This is a genomic window from Pantoea sp. App145 (assembly GCF_047947045.1).
Classification (GTDB): domain Bacteria; phylum Pseudomonadota; class Gammaproteobacteria; order Enterobacterales; family Enterobacteriaceae; genus Pantoea.
This window is the reverse complement of record NZ_CP133292.1, coordinates 37,182-54,458: the sequence shown is the minus strand read 5'-3', so window position 1 is coordinate 54,458 and position 17,277 is coordinate 37,182. Positions and strand designations below refer to the sequence as shown.

The 17,277-nt window shown below is 55.9% G+C and carries 18 protein-coding genes; 13 read left to right on the top strand and 5 right to left on the bottom strand.

Features of this window, described 5'->3' with window-relative positions:
• The first annotated feature begins 14 nt into the window (after positions 1–14).
• The 5 genes from RCF31_RS23095 (at position 15) to RCF31_RS23075 (ending at position 5,081) form a co-directional block, all read left to right on the top strand.
• A complete protein-coding gene (locus tag RCF31_RS23095; RefSeq protein ID WP_416414010.1) occupies positions 15–881 on the top strand; it encodes a Fe(3+) dicitrate ABC transporter substrate-binding protein in 867 nt (288 codons plus the stop codon).
• On the top strand, positions 878–1,843 hold the full coding sequence (gene fecC, locus RCF31_RS23090; RefSeq protein ID WP_416414009.1) for an iron-dicitrate ABC transporter permease FecC: 966 nt from the start codon (positions 878–880) through the stop codon (positions 1,841–1,843). The genes RCF31_RS23095 and fecC overlap by 4 nt, the downstream gene beginning before the upstream one ends.
• Positions 1,840–2,799: a Fe(3+) dicitrate ABC transporter permease subunit FecD gene (gene fecD, locus RCF31_RS23085; RefSeq protein WP_416414008.1), complete on the top strand. Its 960-nt coding sequence runs from the start codon at positions 1,840–1,842 to the stop codon at positions 2,797–2,799. Before fecC ends, fecD begins: the two co-directional genes overlap by 4 nt.
• A complete protein-coding gene (gene fecE / locus RCF31_RS23080; RefSeq protein ID WP_416414006.1) occupies positions 2,800–3,573 on the top strand; it encodes a Fe(3+) dicitrate ABC transporter ATP-binding protein FecE in 774 nt (257 codons plus the stop codon).
• Positions 3,574–3,689: 116 nt separating this feature from the next.
• Entirely contained in the window at positions 3,690–5,081 is a 1,392-nt protein-coding gene (locus tag RCF31_RS23075) for a scabin-related ADP-ribosyltransferase (protein WP_416414004.1), read from the top strand.
• 35 nt (positions 5,082–5,116) lie between these two features.
• Here the strand turns inward: RCF31_RS23075 and RCF31_RS23070 are convergent, their stop codons facing one another.
• Both RCF31_RS23070 and RCF31_RS23065 read right to left on the bottom strand, forming a co-directional pair.
• Positions 5,117–5,806, bottom strand: a complete 690-nt coding sequence (locus RCF31_RS23070; protein WP_310617940.1) for a response regulator — start codon at positions 5,804–5,806, stop codon at positions 5,117–5,119.
• The gene (locus RCF31_RS23065) at positions 5,796–7,433 is read right to left on the bottom strand and encodes an ATP-binding protein (RefSeq protein ID WP_416414003.1); all 1,638 of its coding nucleotides are present in this window, start codon (positions 7,431–7,433) and stop codon (positions 5,796–5,798) included. The genes RCF31_RS23070 and RCF31_RS23065 overlap by 11 nt, the downstream gene beginning before the upstream one ends.
• Positions 7,434–7,768: 335 nt before the next feature.
• Here RCF31_RS23065 and RCF31_RS23060 point away from each other — a divergent pair, with 335 nt between their 5' ends.
• From RCF31_RS23060 to citG, 8 genes are read left to right on the top strand one after another with little or no spacing between them, the layout of a single operon-like run.
• The gene (locus tag RCF31_RS23060; protein WP_084878917.1) at positions 7,769–9,139 is read left to right on the top strand and encodes a 2-hydroxycarboxylate transporter family protein; all 1,371 of its coding nucleotides are present in this window, start codon (positions 7,769–7,771) and stop codon (positions 9,137–9,139) included.
• Positions 9,140–9,161: 22 nt separating this feature from the next.
• Entirely contained in the window at positions 9,162–10,025 is an 864-nt protein-coding gene (locus RCF31_RS23055; protein WP_416414002.1) for a fumarylacetoacetate hydrolase family protein, read from the top strand.
• Between the two features lie 15 nt (positions 10,026–10,040).
• Positions 10,041–11,060 (top strand): [citrate (pro-3S)-lyase] ligase, encoded by a 1,020-nt coding sequence (citC, locus tag RCF31_RS23050; protein ID WP_416414001.1) that lies wholly within the window; start codon positions 10,041–10,043, stop codon positions 11,058–11,060.
• A gap of 17 nt (positions 11,061–11,077) precedes the next feature.
• On the top strand, positions 11,078–11,371 hold the full coding sequence (gene citD, locus RCF31_RS23045) for a citrate lyase acyl carrier protein (protein WP_416413999.1): 294 nt from the start codon (positions 11,078–11,080) through the stop codon (positions 11,369–11,371).
• On the top strand, positions 11,368–12,243 hold the full coding sequence (citE, locus tag RCF31_RS23040; protein WP_313682091.1) for a citrate (pro-3S)-lyase subunit beta: 876 nt from the start codon (positions 11,368–11,370) through the stop codon (positions 12,241–12,243). Before citD ends, citE begins: the two co-directional genes overlap by 4 nt.
• Positions 12,244–12,253: 10 nt before the next feature.
• Positions 12,254–13,774, top strand: a complete 1,521-nt coding sequence (gene citF, locus RCF31_RS23035; protein WP_416413997.1) for a citrate lyase subunit alpha — start codon at positions 12,254–12,256, stop codon at positions 13,772–13,774.
• A 2-nt stretch (positions 13,775–13,776) separates the two neighbouring features.
• Complete coding sequence (gene citX, locus RCF31_RS23030; RefSeq protein WP_313682087.1) at positions 13,777–14,316, top strand: citrate lyase holo-[acyl-carrier protein] synthase; 540 nt, start codon at positions 13,777–13,779, stop codon at positions 14,314–14,316.
• Complete coding sequence (gene citG, locus RCF31_RS23025) at positions 14,294–15,124, top strand: triphosphoribosyl-dephospho-CoA synthase CitG (RefSeq protein ID WP_416413996.1); 831 nt, start codon at positions 14,294–14,296, stop codon at positions 15,122–15,124. Before citX ends, citG begins: the two co-directional genes overlap by 23 nt.
• Here citG and RCF31_RS23020 read toward each other — a convergent pair whose 3' ends face one another.
• From RCF31_RS23020 to RCF31_RS23010, 3 genes are read right to left on the bottom strand one after another with little or no spacing between them, the layout of a single operon-like run.
• On the bottom strand, positions 15,125–15,670 hold the full coding sequence (locus RCF31_RS23020) for a GNAT family N-acetyltransferase (RefSeq protein ID WP_416413995.1): 546 nt from the start codon (positions 15,668–15,670) through the stop codon (positions 15,125–15,127).
• Positions 15,667–16,938 carry a type II toxin-antitoxin system HipA family toxin gene (locus tag RCF31_RS23015; protein ID WP_416413994.1) on the bottom strand — a complete coding sequence of 424 codons (1,272 nt, stop codon included), beginning with the start codon at positions 16,936–16,938 and terminating at the stop codon, positions 15,667–15,669. Before RCF31_RS23015 ends, RCF31_RS23020 begins: the two co-directional genes overlap by 4 nt.
• Complete coding sequence (locus tag RCF31_RS23010) at positions 16,935–17,249, bottom strand: helix-turn-helix domain-containing protein (RefSeq protein ID WP_299456551.1); 315 nt, start codon at positions 17,247–17,249, stop codon at positions 16,935–16,937. The genes RCF31_RS23015 and RCF31_RS23010 overlap by 4 nt, the downstream gene beginning before the upstream one ends.
• Positions 17,250–17,277: the final 28 nt, after the last annotated feature.

Below are 17,277 nucleotides of genomic sequence, written 5' to 3'. Positions count from 1 at the left end.
CGGGAGACATTACCATGCGTGTTCTGTTTTTGCTGCTGGCGTTGATGGGGTCAGCCAGCGCGGTGACGGTGCAGGATCAGCACGGCACTTTTACTCTGGCGCAGGTACCACAACGGATTGTGGTACTTGAACTGTCGTTTGCCGATGCGCTGGCTGCGGTGGATCTCAGCCCGGTTGGCATTGCTGACGATAACGATCCGCAACGTTTACTGGAGGAGGTGCGGGCGCACCTCCAGCCCTGGCAATCCGTCGGGCTACGCGGGCAGCCCAGCCTGGAGGCGATCAGCAGACTGCATCCTGATCTGATCATCGCCGATAGCGGCCGTCATGCCGGTATCTACAATGCATTGCAGCGTATTGCGCCAGTGCTGCTCCTTAAATCGCGCAATGAAACGTACCAGGAAAATTTGCAGTCTGCGGCCATCATCGGTGCGGTGGTGGGTAAACAAGCGGAGATGGAGCAACGGCTGGCGTTACATCGGCAGCGAATGGCTACCGCCGCTGCACAGCTGCCGCAGGGAACCCGGGTGATGTTCGGCACGTCGCGTGAAAATCAGTTCACGCTGCATTCGCGTGACAGTTACACCGGCGGGGTGCTGAGCGCGCTGGGATTGCAGGTGACGGAGCCGATTAATGGCGCACCGATGACGCCGATCGGCCTGGAAACCCTGCTGGCGCAAAACCCCGACTGGTTACTGGTGGCGCACTATCGGCAGGAGAGTATCGTGAAGCGCTGGCAGGCTGATCCGCTGTGGACGATGCTGAAAGCCGCACAGCAACATCATGTCCGCGAGGTCGATAGCAACAGTTGGGCGCGCATGCGCGGATTGTTCGCGGCGGAAAAGATTTCGCGTGACGCCGTCACGTTATTTGCACCATGACACGCTGGCTTTTCACCGTGGCGTTATTGCTGTGCGCCTTCTGGTTCAGTCTGACCAGCTTCTCTGCGGTGCCAATCGCACCGCAGTCGGCCTTGCACGCGTTATGGCCGGGCCAGCCTGCCAGTATCGGCGAGGCGCTGGTATTTAATCTGCGCTTGCCACGCGCGCTGGTGGCGGTGCTGCTGGGGGCCGCACTGGCGCTGGCGGGCGGCCTGTTGCAGGCGCTGACGCATAATCCGCTGGCTTCGCCGTCGGTGCTGGGAATCAACAGCGGCGCGGCGCTGGCCATTGTGCTGGTGTCAGCCTTTGCCCCGGTGCAACTGGAGGGCTATCCGCTGACAGTGATCGCCGCCGGTGGCGGTGGGCTGAGCTGGGTCTGCGTGACGCTGGCGGCGCGCAGCCATGACCGGCAGCGGCTGATCCTCGCCGGTATCGCGTTATCGGCATTCTGCATGGCGATGACGCGCATCGTGTTGCTGCTGGCGGAGGATCACGCATACGGCATTCTGACCTGGCTGGCGGGGGGTATTGCCCAGGTGCGCTGGCAGGAAGTGTGGCAATTGCTGCCGGTGATGGTGGTAATCATCCCGCTGGTGCTGACCCAGACGCGTGCCCTGAACCTGCTGACGATGGGCGACAGCGCGGCGCATAGCCTCGGCGTCAATATCGTTGTGCTGCGAGTTGGGCTGAGCATCGCGCTGTTGTTACTGGTGGGGGCATGCGTCAGCGTAGCAGGGCCGCTGGGCTTTATTGGTTTGCTGGTGCCGCATCTGGCGCGCGCGTGGATCGGCCACGATCTGCGCATCATGCTACCGATGGCGATGCTGCTTGGCGCAACCTTGCTGCTGGTCGCCGACATTGCTGCGCGTGGGCTGGGCTGGCCCGGTGAACTGCCTGCCGGGGTGGTGCTGGCGCTGGTGGGTGCTCCCTGTTTTGTCTGGCTGGCAAGGAGGCAACGATGATGTCCACGCGTTATCTGCTGCCGCTGATGCTGATTGGGCTGGCGGTTGGCGCGATTATCAGCCTGAAACTGGGCGTGCAGTCCTTCGCCTGGTCAACGCTCTGGACGACGTGGCAACCCACTAACGAGGCACATTTTGTGGTGATGGAATACCGGTTGCCACGGGTGGTGCTGGCGCTGATGGTGGGGGCGGCGCTGGCGGTGTCCGGCGTGCTTGTGCAGGGGGTGATCCGCAATCCGCTGGCATCGCCCGATATCCTCGGCGTCAATCATGCCGCCAGCCTGGCCTCGCTGGTGGCGCTGCTGTTGTTTCCCGCTTTTCCGCTGCTATGGCTGCCGTTGGTGTCGTTTGCCGGGGGCTGTTGCGCGTTGATATTGCTGCGCTGGCTGACCGGCACCTCGTCACCGCTGCGGCTGGCAGTGGTGGGTGTCGCACTTGCGGCCTGTTTTGCCAGCGTCACCGATTATCTGTTGCTGTCGCGTCCGCAGGATATCAACACCGCACTGCTGTGGCTGACAGGCAGCCTGTGGGGACGCGACTGGCAGATGGTGCTGCTGGCGTTACCGCTGCCCCTCTTGCTGCTTATCAGCCTGAGCGTTTGTCGCGATCTTGATCTGCTGGCGCTGGGGGATGAACGTGCGGCGACCCTCGGGGTGGCTTTACGCCCCTTCCAGCGTGGCGTGCTGCTGCTCGGCGTAGCACTGGCGGCGCTGGCGGTGGCGGTATGCGGACCGATCAGCTTTATCAGCCTGGTGGTGCCACATCTGGCGCGCCGTCTGGTCGGGGGGCGTCATGCCCGCCTGCTGCCGTTTTCTGCCTTACTCGGGGCGCTGGTGTTACTGCTGGCCGATGTGCTGGCGCGCACCCTGTCTCCACCGATGGAGTTGCCCGCCGGTGTCATCACCGCGCTGATCGGCGCTCCGTGGTTTTTCTGGCTGTTAATCAGGACACGATAGATGCAACTGAGGGTTGAGAATCTGGCTGCGGGCTACGCGGGAAAACGCGTGCTTCAGGATGTCAGCGTCAGCTTTGCCTCCGGGCAAATTACCGCGCTACTTGGACCTAATGGCTGCGGTAAATCGACGCTATTAAAAACCCTGGCGCGGCTGCTGGCACCCGATGAGGGACAGGTGTTTATCGGTGAGCAGCCGCTGGCGCGTTTTTCTTCTCGTCAGCTGGCCCGGCATCTGGCGCTGCTGCCACAGCAGCATCTGACGCCGGAAGGGGTCAGCGTGGCGGAGCTGGTGGCTTATGGCCGTCATCCCTGGCTACCGTTGTGGGGGCGGTTGTCGGCGCAGGACAGGGAACAGGTGCAGGCGGCGATGGAACGCATGGGGATTGCTCCGCTGGCGCAGCAGCGCGTTAGCGATTTATCGGGCGGCCAGCGTCAGCGGGTGTTTCTGGCGATGCTGCTGGCGCAGGATACGCCGGTTATCCTGCTGGATGAACCCACCACCTGGCTGGACATCAATCATCAAATCGAGCTGATGAAGCTGATGGGGGAGCTAAAGGCGCAGGGTAAAACCGTGGTGACCGTGTTGCACGACCTCAATCAGGCCAGCCGCTATTGTGACCAACTGGTGCTGCTGGCGGAAGGTGCGCTGGTCACCCAGGGAACGCCGACGCAGGTGTTGCAACCGGAGATACTTAAACGCGTATTTCAGGTTAATGTGGCGGTGGTACCAGAACCGCTGAGCGGGGCGTTGATGTGCGTTCATCACGATGATTAGCCCGCAGTTGAAATCGTGGAAATTCGTTGGTGAAATGATATAAGACAATGATTTTTAGATAGATACAGAATACTCTGTCGCATGGAAGTCGATGGAAATTAATACATAAAATCAGAATGTTTTTTAAATGGAAATTAAAAACATGTCAAAAAAACACTACTCATCATCTCTGTTTATTTTCAACAACACCAGTAGCCTATGCCTGGGATTCGTCTGGTTATTATCCTGACTGTCGCGAGAATATTCATTTCACCCGCGCGTCAGAGAAACAACCTGAATTAATATGGAGAAATGAACATAATATTTTATGGCGTGGCGATACCAATAATGAAGGACTGGATGCATTCAAAAACGGGATGGTGCCGAAAGGCGTGACCCGAGGGTATCCCGAAGCAGAACGCGATCATGACTGGCGTTGCCATAAAGAATATTCATTTCGTTCGGTCTTCGTCAGTACCACAGAAAATTTAAAAACGGCAATCTACTTTATTGATATTTCTCGTCCGGGAAGTGAAGGCTGGGTATATGAAATTCATGCACCTGGCGGAATTAATCAGCAGTTATCCATTGGCGGTGAAGCCGGGAGCTATGAATCAGAGATTTCTTTCCCAGGTGGCGTAAAAGGGAGATTTATTAAGCAGGCATGTTATTACATTAAAAAGCAGCTGCAGCGTTGTGAGGACAACCCAAACTTTCAGGAGCCGTCATGGAAAGAAAACCCTGAAGAAGTGGCAGCCGCAGTGACCAACCTGGCCCGGGTGGTGCCCAAAGGCAACTGCGAAACAACGGACTCTTCAGAGACGGTGCCTGCAAAGTTATGCCCACTGCCAGATATGGCCACCACGCAGTATTTTCAGGAAGGAAATACCCTCACCAAAGAGGGCATGTATATTCATTATGATGTCTCTGATCGTGGTCCGGAAAAGCCTGAACGCTGGATTATCTTGATGGCTGGGGACGGAAAGTCAGAACTGAGTCATATTGCTGCAAAAATCCCGGTAACAGAAAGTATGCCGGACACAGGCAACGTTTATATTTCTCCTGACAAATTGTCATCACCGTCTTATCCATGGCAAAAGAAATTTCAGCGATGGTCGCTGGGTGTGACACACGCAGCGGATAATAATCAGATTGCTGGGCCAGTATCTTATATGCATACAAGCTATCTTCCGCTACAGGGTGATGTTCTGCTGGATGAAATGGCGCCAAACACCATGACAGTAGCAGAGGCTGAAAAAGGGTTTCGCGTCACGGTTAACGCCCCTGCGGACCGTGATTCATGGCTCTTTACTCAGATAAAAAATCCGGCGACAGGCCAGTGGGGCAAATTTGGTGGTTATCAGAAAATAAAGGCAGGAGCCAATAGAACCGTTGACGCCAAAATAATCCGCAGCTGGCACCCGGAGGGCGGTATTTTTCGTATCGGCTTATCAGACAGCGTCAGCACCACAGAGGATGTCAAACCGCTGGGTAACACGCCTTATATCGAAGTGACTGACAAACCGTAACGCAGGGGTAAGGCGTGACGTCTGTCACGCCTTGATCACCCGCCCCAGCGATACATCCTTCTCGGGTGTCCAATCTTGCCGTACTGCATTTCAACTGCCAGAAAGCCCGCATCCACGCAGTGCTCCAGATAGCGTCGGATAGTGGTTTTACTCAGCCCGGTTTCGTTCACCACTTCATCCACGGAAAAACAGCGCTGCGCGGCGTCGGCAAACATGTTTTGCACCAGCGCCAGCGTCTTCTCTTCGATGCCTTTGTTGCTATTATTCTGACGGTAATTTTTCGCCTGAAGTTGATACAGCGAATCGACGTTCTGCTGATCGACAATCTTCCAGACACGCTGCTGTTCAGCGAATTGTACAAAACGCTCCAGCGACTGGCTCAAACGCTTCCAGGAAACCGGTTTGAGAATATAGTCGAAGGCACCATTGCGGATCGCCTGACTACAGGTGTCCATATCGCTGGCGGCAGTGATAAAAATCACCGAGCAGTTCGCGCGCTGCACCAGCGGATCGCCGATCAGCGTGATGCCTTTACCATCCGGCAGATAATTGTCGAGCAAAACCAGTTGTGGCTGCTTGCTTTGCAGCAGAAGCTGGGCTTCAGCAAGTGACGAGGCAACCCCCACCAGCCGCAGGCAGGGATGTTCACTGATCAGTTCGGCATGCAACTGCGCCAGCGTGTGTTCATCTTCAACAATCAATACGTCTATCAGTTCAGGTTGCATAATACGGTTCTTCCAGAGTGGATACGGGACGCGCCTGGTCGCCCGTTTCAGGAATAAATAACGAAAAAATCGTGCCGTGCGGTGCATTGTCGGAAACTTCAATCGACCCGCCCACCTGCGTGACATAGCTGGCGATTAAATACAGGCCAATACCATGATCGCCACTGCGTTTGGTGGTGATCCCGCGTTCAAAAATATGTTCCCGGATGGCCGGGTTGATACCGATACCCCGATCCGCCACTTCAATAATCAATTCCCGCTCGTTGAGCAGGATCAGCACCTCCACCGGTTCGTGCGGCAGAGGGGAGCGCTGTGTGGCTTCTATGGCGTTATCCAGCAGGTTGCCGATGATGGAGATCAGCTCGGCTTCTCCCAGCAGACGGCAGGGACGCTCCAGCAGGCACAGCGGATCAAATGCCAACTCCACGCCTTTTTCACGCGCACGCGCCGCTTTCCCCAGCAGCAGGCCGCACAGGGTCGGCGAGTTAAAGCGCGCAGAGATAAAGTCCAGCAGTTCCTGCGCATGTTCTGACTGGGCCTGGATATAGCGTACCGCTTCGTCATAACGTCCCATATGCAGCAGGCCGGAGAGGGTGGTCATACGGTTTAACTGTTCATGACGCATAATGCGCAGGTTATCGACATAGCGTTTCACCTGGCTGAGCTGGGCACTGAGGCTATCTATCTCGTTGCGATCGCGAAAGGTGATGACCCAGCCCTGCAATTCATCCTCCAGCATAATCCGTACCCGGCTGGCGAGTACCGTTAGCTGATTGAAGCGGCAAATCTCGTCGTGGGTATCGTTTTCCAGTATCGCCTCGCGATTGAAAAAGGGGACCGGGGCAATCACTTCGCCGATATTATGTCCGCGCAGCATGCGGGTTGGCTGGCTTAAACCTAACAGTTTACGTGCTGCCTGGTTGATCACCTCGATGCGTAACTCGCTGTCGATGGCAATCACCCCTTCATAGATGGATTCCATCATCGCTTTCTGCTGGCGCACCAGCAGGCCAATTTCCCGCGGTTCCAGCGAGAAAATCTGCTTTTTAATCCCGCTGGTGAAAAACCAGGAAAAGATAAACAGCGCTGCCAGCAGTAACACCGCCGCGATAAAGATATTGATCACTTTACTCAGCGTAATGGTGTCGAGATAGCTGGTGAGATAACCCACCGAGATAATCCCGATCACCTGATGGTTATCGTCAAAGATCGGCGCTTTGCTGCGCAGGGAAACACCCAGCCCTCCTTTACGAATGGTGGTGGTACTGATTCCGCGTAATACCGCGTCATTGTCGCCACCGACCAGCTTTTTACCGACCACCTCGCCATGCGCGGAGTGAAATAGATGAATGCCCCTATTATCCCCCACCACAATAAAGCTGGCGTCGGTATGCAACACCACCTGATGCATAAACTGATTAATCGCCGGAATATCTTTTTCCGCTACCGCTTTCCGCAAATTCGGAATAATCGCGATTTCTTCCGCCTGTATTTTTGCTCTGGTGCTCATTTCCTGATAAAGCTGACGGCTGACGTCCTGGTAATAATAAATTCCGAGCAGAACAAAAAGACCGGAAAAGAACAGAACCAGAGAAATAAAAAGTTTGATTTGGAAGGATAGCTTCATAACGGCACGCACCACAGCCAGCAAAGGGTCAATGTACCATTTTTTATCACCATTGCGCGTAGTTTACTGGAAACTTGTGATCCCTTGCACAGCAGGAGGTTGTGCAAAAAAATGGCATGTTAAATACTCATTTTGGGAAATGTTATTAACTTGTACCTCTGGATATAAAAACCATTAAAACCACGCCAATAATTCAGGTATCAATCACAGAAAATAAAAGAAACCATAAAAACCATAGGTGCCATTAAAACTCCGCTTTTATTATGCATTCCCTCACATATCCTGCGCCATTAACGCTTTACCCTGAGGGCACAAAATAACCAAGGGGCTTAATTATGAGCACAACTGACGATTCGTTTTCTGTTACCTCGGAATCACTGGCGATTCAAAAAAAATCACTGAAGGACCGGTGGTGGCATATTATGGATACCTGGAAAATCGGCATCATTCCATTGCCATTATTTCTGCTGGCCGGGGCGTTAATTGCTGTCGATTGTCTCGGCGGCAAACTACCCAGCGATATCGTGGTGATGGTCGCGACGCTGGCATTTTTCGGTTTCGCCTGCGGTGAATTTGGCAAACGTCTGCCGATTGTTGGCAAACTCGGTGCCGCCGCGATTTGTGCCACCTTTATTCCTTCGGCAATGGTCTACTATGGCCTGCTGCCTGACGTGGTGGTGGAATCCACCACCAAATTCTACAAATCCACCAACATCCTTTATCTGTACATCTGCTGCATCATTGTTGGCAGCATCATGAGTATGAATCGCACCACCCTGATTCAGGGCTTCCTGCGCATTTTCTTCCCGATGTTATGCGGTGAGATTGTCGGCATGCTGGTGGGCATGGGCGTTGGCCTGATGCTTGGCATGGAACCGTTCCAGATCTTCTTCTTTATCATTCTGCCGATCATGGCCGGTGGCGTGGGCGAAGGGGCGATTCCGCTGTCGATTGGTTATGCCACCTTGTTGCATATGGATCAGGGCGTGGCGCTTGGTCGGGTATTGCCGATGGTGATGCTGGGTGGCCTGACGGCAATCATCATCTCCGGCTGCCTCAACCAGCTCGGTAAACGTTACCCGCATCTGACCGGCGAAGGCCAGTTGATGCCGAACCGCGCCAATAGCGACGAGAAAGCGCCAGCGGTGGCTGCGGGTAAAACCGGGTTGACCACCGATGTGACTACCATCGCCGCAGGTGCGTTGCTCGCGGTGCTGCTGTACATGATCGGGATGCTCGGCCACAAACTGATTGGCCTGCCAGCGCCGGTCGGCATGTTGTTTGTCGCGGTGTTGATCAAACTGGCACACGGTGTGTCACCACGCCTGCTGGAAGGATCGCAGGTGGTCTACAAATTCTTCCAGACCTCGGTCACCTATCCCATCCTGTTTGCCGTGGGTGTGGCGATTACGCCGTGGGAAGAACTGGTCCACGCCTTCACCATCAATAACCTGCTGGTGATTGTCAGCACCGTGTCTGCGCTGGTCGCCACCGGCTTCTTCGTGGGTAAAAAGATCGGCATGCATCCTATCGATGTGGCCATCGTCTCCTGCTGCCAGAGCGGCCAGGGTGGGACAGGGGATGTTGCCATCCTCACTGCGGGTAACCGCATGAGCCTGATGCCTTTTGCGCAGATTGCGACCCGTATTGGCGGCGCGATCAACGTGTCGGTGTCGCTGCTCATCCTCGGCAATTTCCTCAGCTAATTTATGCATGACAGGTACAACTATGAAACTTGCAAGCTTTGTCCACCAGGGAAAGCGTAGCTACGGCATTGTCCACGATGACGGTGTGATCGATTTGGGTCGTCGTCTTGGTGACCGCTACGCGGATTTAAAATCGTTGCTCGCGGCCGACGCGCTGCATGAAGCACAGCAGCTGAACAATGAAACACCGGATCTGCGTTTCGACGATCTCGAATTGCTACCGGTGATTGATAACCCCGGCAAAATCCTCTGCGTTGGCATGAACTACGCCGAAAAACGCAAAGAGTTTGATCAGCACAATCCGGCACCGACGCTGTTTGTCCGTTTTGCCGACTCGCAAACCGCCCATAACGCGCCGGTACTAAAACCGCGTCACTCCAGTGAGTTCGACTATGAAGGCGAGCTGGCGGTGATTATCGGTCAGAGCGGTGAGGATATCGCGCGTGAAGATGCGCTGAAGCATGTCGCGGGCTACAGCTGTTATATGGATGGTTCTGCGCGTGACTGGCAGCACACCTGGTTTACTGCCGGGAAAAACTGGCGTCAGACCGGTGCCTTTGGCCCATGGATGACCACTGCGGATGAAATCCCGGATCCGCATCGGCTGGCGATCCGCACCTGGCTGAATGGCCGCATGGTACAGGATGACAACACCGCCAGCATGATCCACAAAGTCGCCGAGCTTATCGAATACATCAGTACCTTTACCTGTCTGCATGCCGGTGACGTGATCATCACCGGCTCGCCGGGCGGTGTGGGTAAGAAACGCAATCCGCCGCTGTTTATGCAGGCAGGCGATCGCATCGAAGTGGAGATCGAAAATATCGGTCATCTCAGCAATGTGATTATGGATGCGCCAGCTCATGTGCTGACGGCGACGCACTGAGGCGAAGGCGGAATTATGCAACCACGACCCTCCATCGACTTCCGCATTGCGGAAGTCAGCAGTAACCCCCGACGGCGCGAAAACATCCGCGCACTGTTGGCGGATAGCGGATTAGGCATGGATAGCGATATCACCACTTTCGTTGAAGCCTGGGCAGACGATCGGCTGGTGGGCTGTGCCGGCCTTGCCGCTAATGTCATCAAATGCGTCGCCATTGATGAACAGTGGCGCGGCGAAAATCTTAGCGCGCGGCTGCTGGCAGAAGTGGAGCATCTGGCGCTGGCACGCGGGCATTTTCATCTGTTTCTGTGTACGCGCCCCTGCAATCGGGAACGGTTTCAGCACAACGGGTTCTGGCCGGTGGTACAAAGCGGCCAGAACGCCATCCTGATGGAGAACACGCCTTCAGGCATCCAGCGCTACTGCCGTACCCTGCAGGCCAGCCGTGTTGCCGGGCAGCGTATTGGCGCGATTGTCATGAACGCCAATCCTTTCACGCTGGGACACCGTTATCTGGTGGAACAGGCGGCCGCGCGCTGCGACTGGCTGCATGTGTTTGTGGTACGCGAAGATGCCTCGTTCTTTCCCTTTAGTGCACGTTTGCACATGGTGCAGGCCGGCGTTGCCCATCTGCCCAATATCACCGTGCATCCGGGTTCGCAGTACATCATCTCCCGCGCCACCTTTCCGGCCTATTTCCTGAAAGAGACCGGCAAGGTACAGCAGGCGTGGAGTGAGATCGACCTGCTGCTGTTCCGCAACCATATTGCCCCAGCCCTGGGGATTACCCAGCGCTTTATCGGCAGCGAACCCTTTTGCGAGATTACCCGCCAGTACAACCACACCATGCATCAGCTGCTGGCCGACAAGGTGGAGGTGGTGGAAATCCCCCGTATCAAAACCACGGGCAATGCCATTTCGGCGTCAGAAGTCCGTCGCTTACTTAAAACACACCAGTTTTCCCGTATTCGGGAAATGGTACCGGATACCACTTTCGCGCATCTTACATCCCATTACAGCGCGGAAGTTGCTTAAAAATCAGGAATATAAATATGAAAATTGTGAGGGAGGCGCTGGCGGGAACCATGGAGTCCAGCGACCTGATGGTAAAAATAGCCCCCAGCGGGGGCGACCTTGAAGTGGTGATTCACAGCGATGTGATTAAGCAATTTGGCGATCAGATTCGCCAGGTCGTGCACGCCACCTTGCGGGAAATGCAAGTCTGGCAGGGCCTGGTCATTATCGAGGACAAGGGTGCGCTGGATTGCGTGATCCGCGCCCGTCTGCAAAGCGCCGTGTTGCGTGCCGCTGATGAGACGGAGATCGACTGGGGGAAGCTGCAATGAAAAAACTGCGTCGTAGCATGTTGTTTCTGCCCGGTGCCAATGCCGCCATGCTCTCCACTGCCTTTATCTATCGGCCTGATTCGATCATGTTCGACCTGGAAGATGCGGTGTCGCTCAGGGAAAAAGATACCGCACGTTTGCTGGTGTTCCACGCGTTGCAGCATCCGATGTACCAGGACATTGAAACGGTGGTACGCATCAACCCGCTGCACACGCCGTTTGGTTTACCTGATCTGGAAGCAGTGGTGCGTGCCGGGGTTGATGTGGTGCGCCTGCCGAAAACCGATACCCCGGAAGATATCTATGAACTGGAGCGCCACCTCGAACGTATCGAACTGGCCTGCGGGCGCCCGATAGGTTCCACACGCGTGATGGCGGCGATTGAATCGGCCATAGGGGTGATTAACGCCGTGGCGATTGCGCGCAGCTCCCAGCGTCTGATCGGCATTGCACTGGCGGCGTTCGACTATGTGATGGATATGCAAACCGAACGCGGTGACGGCACCGAGTTGTTCTATGCACGCTGCGCCGTGTTGCATGCCGCCCGCGCCACCGGTATCGATGCCTTTGATGTGGTGTGGTCAGACGTGAATGACGAAGCCGGTTTTCTGCGCGAAGTTGAGCTGATCCGCAAAATGGGTTTTAACGGCAAGTCGCTGATCAACCCGCGTCAGATTGATTTGCTGCATAACGCCTATGCCCCGACCCAGCAGGAGGTGGATCACGCTGAGCGCGTCATCGAGGCGGCAGAGGAAGGGGACCGCAATGGCCTCGGCGTGGTGTCGCTGAACGGCAAAATGATCGACGCCCCCATTATTAATCATGCGCAGATGGTGCTGGAACGTGCGGCTGCGTCCGGCGTGCGTCGTTAAGGACAAAACCATGAACCAGACTGAACTTCTTCACGTTAATTTTCCCCATCTGCGTGCATTAAAACCTTTTGAAGGTGCTCATGAGGCAACGCCGTGGCTGGCGGATATCCATGCCAAACACTGCCGTAAATTATGCAGCTCGCTGGATGACGCTATCGCACGCAGCGGTTTGCAGGACGGCATGACCATTTCCTTCCATCATGCCTTTCGTGAGGGTGACCAGGTCATCAACAATGTGGTGGCGGCACTGGCGCGACTTGGATTTAAAAATCTGACGCTGGCCTCCAGCTCGCTGATGACCTGCAATGATGCACTGATCGAACATATCCAGAGCGGCGTCATTACACGCATCTTTACTTCCGGTATGCGCGGCAAACTGGCGGAAGCCATTTCTCATGGGCTGATGACTGAGCCGGTACAGATCCACTCCCACGGTGGTCGGGTGAAACTGTTGCAGGACGGCGAACTGAGCATTGATGTCGCTTTTCTCGGCGTGCCTTGCAGCGATGAGTTTGGCAATGCTAATGGCAGCGAGGGGCGTTCCGCGTGCGGGTCGCTTGGTTATGCGATGGTCGATGCCCGTTTCGCCAAAAAAGTGGTGCTGCTGACGGAAGAGCTGGTGCCCTTTCCCAATATGCCCGCCAGCCTCGGACAGGAGCAGGTGGACTTGATTGTCCAGGTTGCCAGCGTAGGTGATCCGGCGAAAATCAGTGTCGGGGCGGCGCGTGTCACCAGTAATCCGCGTGAACTGATGATTGCCCGCTATGCCGCTGATGTGATCGAACATTCCGGTTATTTCCGCGATGGCTTTTCAATGCAGACCGGTTCAGGCGCTGCCGCCACCGCTGCGACCCGTTTCATGGAAGAAAAAATGGCGCGTCATGGCGTCAAAGCGCGTTTTGCCCTTGGCGGCATCACCGGCAGCCTGGTCGATCTGCATGAAAAAGGGCTGATCGAAAAACTGCTTGATACCCAGTGCTTCGACAGCGAAGCAGCCGCGTCGCTGCGGCGTAACCCGAACCATGTTGAGATCTCCACCGACGTGTATGCCAATCCCGGCGGAAAAGCGGCCAGCTGCGATCAGCTGGATGTGGTGATTCTCAGCGCGCTGGAAATTGACGTCGATTTTAACGTCAACGTGATTACCGGTTCCGATGGCGTGATGAGCGGTGCCTCCGGTGGCCACTGCGATGTGGCCGCAGCGGCCAATCTGACGATCGTGGTCGCACCGTTGCTGCGCAGCCGTATTCCCACGGTGGTCAAACACGTCACCACCCGGCTGACACCCGGAGAGAGTATCGATGTGCTGGTGACGGATCACGGTATCACCGTGAATCCTGCGCGCCCGGAAATCCGCGAGCGATTACTGGCGGCAGGGATGAAACTGGTCGATATCGCAGCACTCTATCAGCGAGCGGTCGCCCTGACCGGTGAACCCAAACCGATTGCCTTTACCGACCGTATTGTCGGGGTGATCCGTTATCGTGACGGTAGCGTGATTGATGTTGTCCGCCAGGTGAAGGAGGAATAACGATGACAACCATGACGCCCGTGCGAGCGGGCGTCAGTCTTGCAGCGCTACTGGCGGCGAAAGAGGCTCGCGCGGCGCGGCAGACTGACTGGCTCACTCGCTATCAACAACCTATTATTTCTCTGACCCTGGTAACGCCAGGTGCGGTGAAAGACAGTATCCGTTATCGCAACACCATGGGGGTGGCATTGCAGGCCTGTGATCAGTTGCTGTGGCAGCATCGCTGGCCGGTGATGGCCCATCAGGTCTTATGGCTGGAGACCGGCCCGGAAGCGTTATGGTGTGTGGAACATCCGGCGGTGGAGATTAAGGCGCAGTGCGTCGAACTGGAACAGACTTTCCCCCTCGGCAGGTTGTGGGATTTTGATGTGTTTTGTCCGCAGCAGGGGCAGATAGGACGGCAGTCGCTGGATTTACACACCCGCCGTTGTCTGGTGTGCGACGAACCCGCGCATGGCTGCGCACGTTCACGTCGCCACTCGCCTGAAGAGGTGGTATCTCGTGTGGAGAACATGATTGATGGCTGGTTTGCTCGCGACTAAAGCCGAAGCGCCAGACGTGCCTGGCCTGGCGGCGCAGGCGCTGCTTGTTGAGCTGAATTTAACCCCGAAACCAGGGCTGGTGGATCGCGCCAATAGTGGTTCGCACCAGGACATGGATCATGGACTGATGTTAACCAGCATTACGGCCATCACGCCGTGGCTGGCGGTTTTCTCCCGCCTGGGATCGGAGCATGCACAACAGCCCGTCGCTGAACAGTTGTCTCTGCTGCGTCCGGCGGGCATGGCCTGCGAGCAGGCGATGCTTGCCGCCACTGGCGGGGTGAATACACACAAAGGAGGCATCTTCTCCCTTGGGCTGCTGTGTTTCGCCGCCGGGCGTTTGCAGGGACAAAGACGCAGAGTGAGTGCTGACGCGCTTTGTCGTCAGGTCAGTGAAATTTGCTGTGGGCTGGTGGCGCGTGAACTGGTTAATCGTAAACAGCGGTGCACAGCCGGGGAACGGCAGTTTCGTGACTATGGTCTGACGGGCGCACGGGGTGAGGTGGAGAGCGGTTTCGCCACGGTACGCAACGCGGTGCTGCCGTTCTGGCATCATGAACAGGGCGAGCGGCGGTTACAACATGCCTTGCTGCGTCTGATGGTGTCTAACCCGGACAGTAATCTGCTATCACGGGGGGGGATGGCAGGGTTACGTTATGTGCAGGATTATGCGGCGACGCTGCTGGCAACCGGTTGGGACAACGCCGCCCTGCGCCAGATGGATCAGGCTTTGATGGCGCGCCGTTTAAGCCCGGGCGGTAGTGCCGATTTGCTGGCTGTGGCCTGGCTGCTGGCCGAACTTGGGTAATCAGGGGGAGGGCCGGTAATCCTCGCGTGGCAAAGCAAACAGCCAGTCGCTATGCCATGTATTCCTCAGCCAGTAGCTTTCGGGGATTTCTTTTTCGAGGACAAAACCTGTTTTTTCCAGCAAACGACGGGAAGGGAGATTTCCGGCAGTGACGGTGGCGACCAGCCGCTTGATTCCTCCCGCACCAAAGGCAAAATCGCAAACGACCTGCAATGATTCCCGTGCGTACCCATTGCCCTGCGCTTCGGGCGCGAACAGAAAGCCGACTTCGGCGCAGTCATTGTCCTGCCGGATATAACCGGTAACGCCGAGTCTCACGCCGGTTTCCCGTTCCCGTACCACCAGACAGAGCCAGTGCGAGCTCTGTGTGGACCACACTGGCAACCGCGCCGCAAAAGCCGCGCGAATCTCCTCTTCGGGTTTGACATCGGCAACGTAAAATTGCACTTCCGGTGAGACCAGCAAGCGGTGAAAGAATGCCCAATCCTGCTGCTCTATCTGTGCACAGATCAGCCGGGGAGTCGTTAACTGCAATCCGTGTGTCATGCGTCCAGCGCCCGAATGTTAGCGTGTATTTTTTCTGCGCTGGCTTTGATCACACTGGCAGGAATGGCATCTCCCAGTTCCTGCGCCACCTTAATAAAGGATGCAGCAACATCGGTCACTTCCTGAATGATCAGGTTAAGGCTTTTGCCGGAAATATCTGCCGATGCAGCGGCTTTTACTAAGGCTTTCCGACTGATGTTTCGGCCGTAACCTGCCACGGATGTCTGATGCTGGCCGCCAGGTCCCATTTGTAAGGTCAGGTCATAGGCGGGTGATACCTGCCACTCGCCATGTTGATTAAGGATAAAGGCAAAGTTTTTGGCGTGATCATCCTGGTTATTCATGATGACGTTGAACACCATCCTGCGCGCCTGAATGTTCCGCTCCAGCACTGAGCGGGTAATCATGCCTGTCGCCTGAAGTATGTCGCTGTAATCAAGGCAGGGAAGCCGGAAATCCGCCTGTAGTGCACCTGCCATGCTCAGTACCGGCACCCGCATTCCCGCCACGCGATCAAAACGCTTCACGCCGAAAGCAGATAAACCTGCCCCGAGATCGAACCACTGGCTGTCAGGAAAATCGATGCCAGCGAGGCGTGCCATGCGTGCATACACCTCTTCAAGCGCACATACCCATGTCTCTTCCTGCGCTGCCGGGAATTTAATCAGCCAGGGATGACTGCCAGTGAATGGCGTAGCCGCAACATGACCCGTGGCCGGATCAAATTCGACCAACACTTTTGGCCGTGCGCCATGGGGTGAGCCACCGAGTCGAACCAGTTCTGGCAGTACGTCGGAATGCTGACCAGTGACTTCAATCTGAATTTCCTGAGCCAGGATCACCAGGTCATCGATATTTTGCCGGGATTTATCCTGTTCTGGCATGTTGATCAGCGGCCGGTAGGTCAGGGCCCCCATGGTGTTGTTACCCAGCAGCGCAAGGCGATCAAGCGCCGATAACGCGGCAGGTTCGATGTTATTACGGCGCAGCAAACGGTCCAGCAGTAAGCGGCCCCATCCATCTGGCAATGAATCGGCGATAAAGCCAGGTACACCTTCCTGATGACGTTCAAAGTCGGCATAGGTGGTGCTGGTCGGTGGATGCAGCAGCGGAGAGAATTCGATGCCGCGCTGAATGCTTTCCTGTGAATATTCAAACAGCCACTGACCGCGACCACTGGCTGCAGCCAGAATACCCAGCGGCCACTCTTCCCCCCATCCCTGATAAATCACTTCAAGCCGCTGAAGAGGTTGATAATGACCTGTCAATTTCCTTTCACCTTGCGTTGTGTCGCGCGTTGACGCGTGGGTTCCCTGAGGGCCTCAACCTGTGCGATGCTGAGCGCTGGGGCGGAAAACAGCTGGGTCATCTCTTTTTCCAGTCGCAGGGCAAACACCACTTTCATAAAGTTTTCCAGGGTGGCTTTACCGTCGTTTTCCAGGTTTTTCAGTGCGGAGACGGAGATGCCCGCTTTTTCTGCCAGTTCCTTTTGCAGCATATTACGGCGCAGGCGTTGGTTTTTTAATCGCTGCCCAAGCTCGGACAATAGCCTTGCTTCAGAATAGAGATTAAGGGCCATAGATAAAGCTCCTGGTGCCTTATTGTGG

Coding starts and splice junctions, on each gene's coding strand:
- RCF31_RS23060 (WP_084878917.1), top strand. CDS start 7,769: ATGAGCACAACTGACGATTCGTTTTCTGTTACCTCGGAATCACTGGCG.
- fecD (WP_416414008.1), top strand. CDS start 1,840: ATGATGTCCACGCGTTATCTGCTGCCGCTGATGCTGATTGGGCTGGCG.
- citD (WP_416413999.1), top strand. CDS start 11,078: ATGAAAATTGTGAGGGAGGCGCTGGCGGGAACCATGGAGTCCAGCGAC.
- citG (WP_416413996.1), top strand. CDS start 14,294: ATGGCTGGTTTGCTCGCGACTAAAGCCGAAGCGCCAGACGTGCCTGGC.
- RCF31_RS23095 (WP_416414010.1), top strand. CDS start 15: ATGCGTGTTCTGTTTTTGCTGCTGGCGTTGATGGGGTCAGCCAGCGCG.
- citF (WP_416413997.1), top strand. CDS start 12,254: ATGAACCAGACTGAACTTCTTCACGTTAATTTTCCCCATCTGCGTGCA.
- fecC (WP_416414009.1), top strand. CDS start 878: ATGACACGCTGGCTTTTCACCGTGGCGTTATTGCTGTGCGCCTTCTGG.
- citX (WP_313682087.1), top strand. CDS start 13,777: ATGACAACCATGACGCCCGTGCGAGCGGGCGTCAGTCTTGCAGCGCTA.
- RCF31_RS23065 (WP_416414003.1), bottom strand. CDS start 7,433: ATGAAGCTATCCTTCCAAATCAAACTTTTTATTTCTCTGGTTCTGTTC.
- RCF31_RS23070 (WP_310617940.1), bottom strand. CDS start 5,806: ATGCAACCTGAACTGATAGACGTATTGATTGTTGAAGATGAACACACG.
- RCF31_RS23055 (WP_416414002.1), top strand. CDS start 9,162: ATGAAACTTGCAAGCTTTGTCCACCAGGGAAAGCGTAGCTACGGCATT.
- RCF31_RS23020 (WP_416413995.1), bottom strand. CDS start 15,670: ATGACACACGGATTGCAGTTAACGACTCCCCGGCTGATCTGTGCACAG.
- RCF31_RS23010 (WP_299456551.1), bottom strand. CDS start 17,249: ATGGCCCTTAATCTCTATTCTGAAGCAAGGCTATTGTCCGAGCTTGGG.
- RCF31_RS23075 (WP_416414004.1), top strand. CDS start 3,690: ATGTTTTTTAAATGGAAATTAAAAACATGTCAAAAAAACACTACTCAT.
- citC (WP_416414001.1), top strand. CDS start 10,041: ATGCAACCACGACCCTCCATCGACTTCCGCATTGCGGAAGTCAGCAGT.
- fecE (WP_416414006.1), top strand. CDS start 2,800: ATGCAACTGAGGGTTGAGAATCTGGCTGCGGGCTACGCGGGAAAACGC.
- citE (WP_313682091.1), top strand. CDS start 11,368: ATGAAAAAACTGCGTCGTAGCATGTTGTTTCTGCCCGGTGCCAATGCC.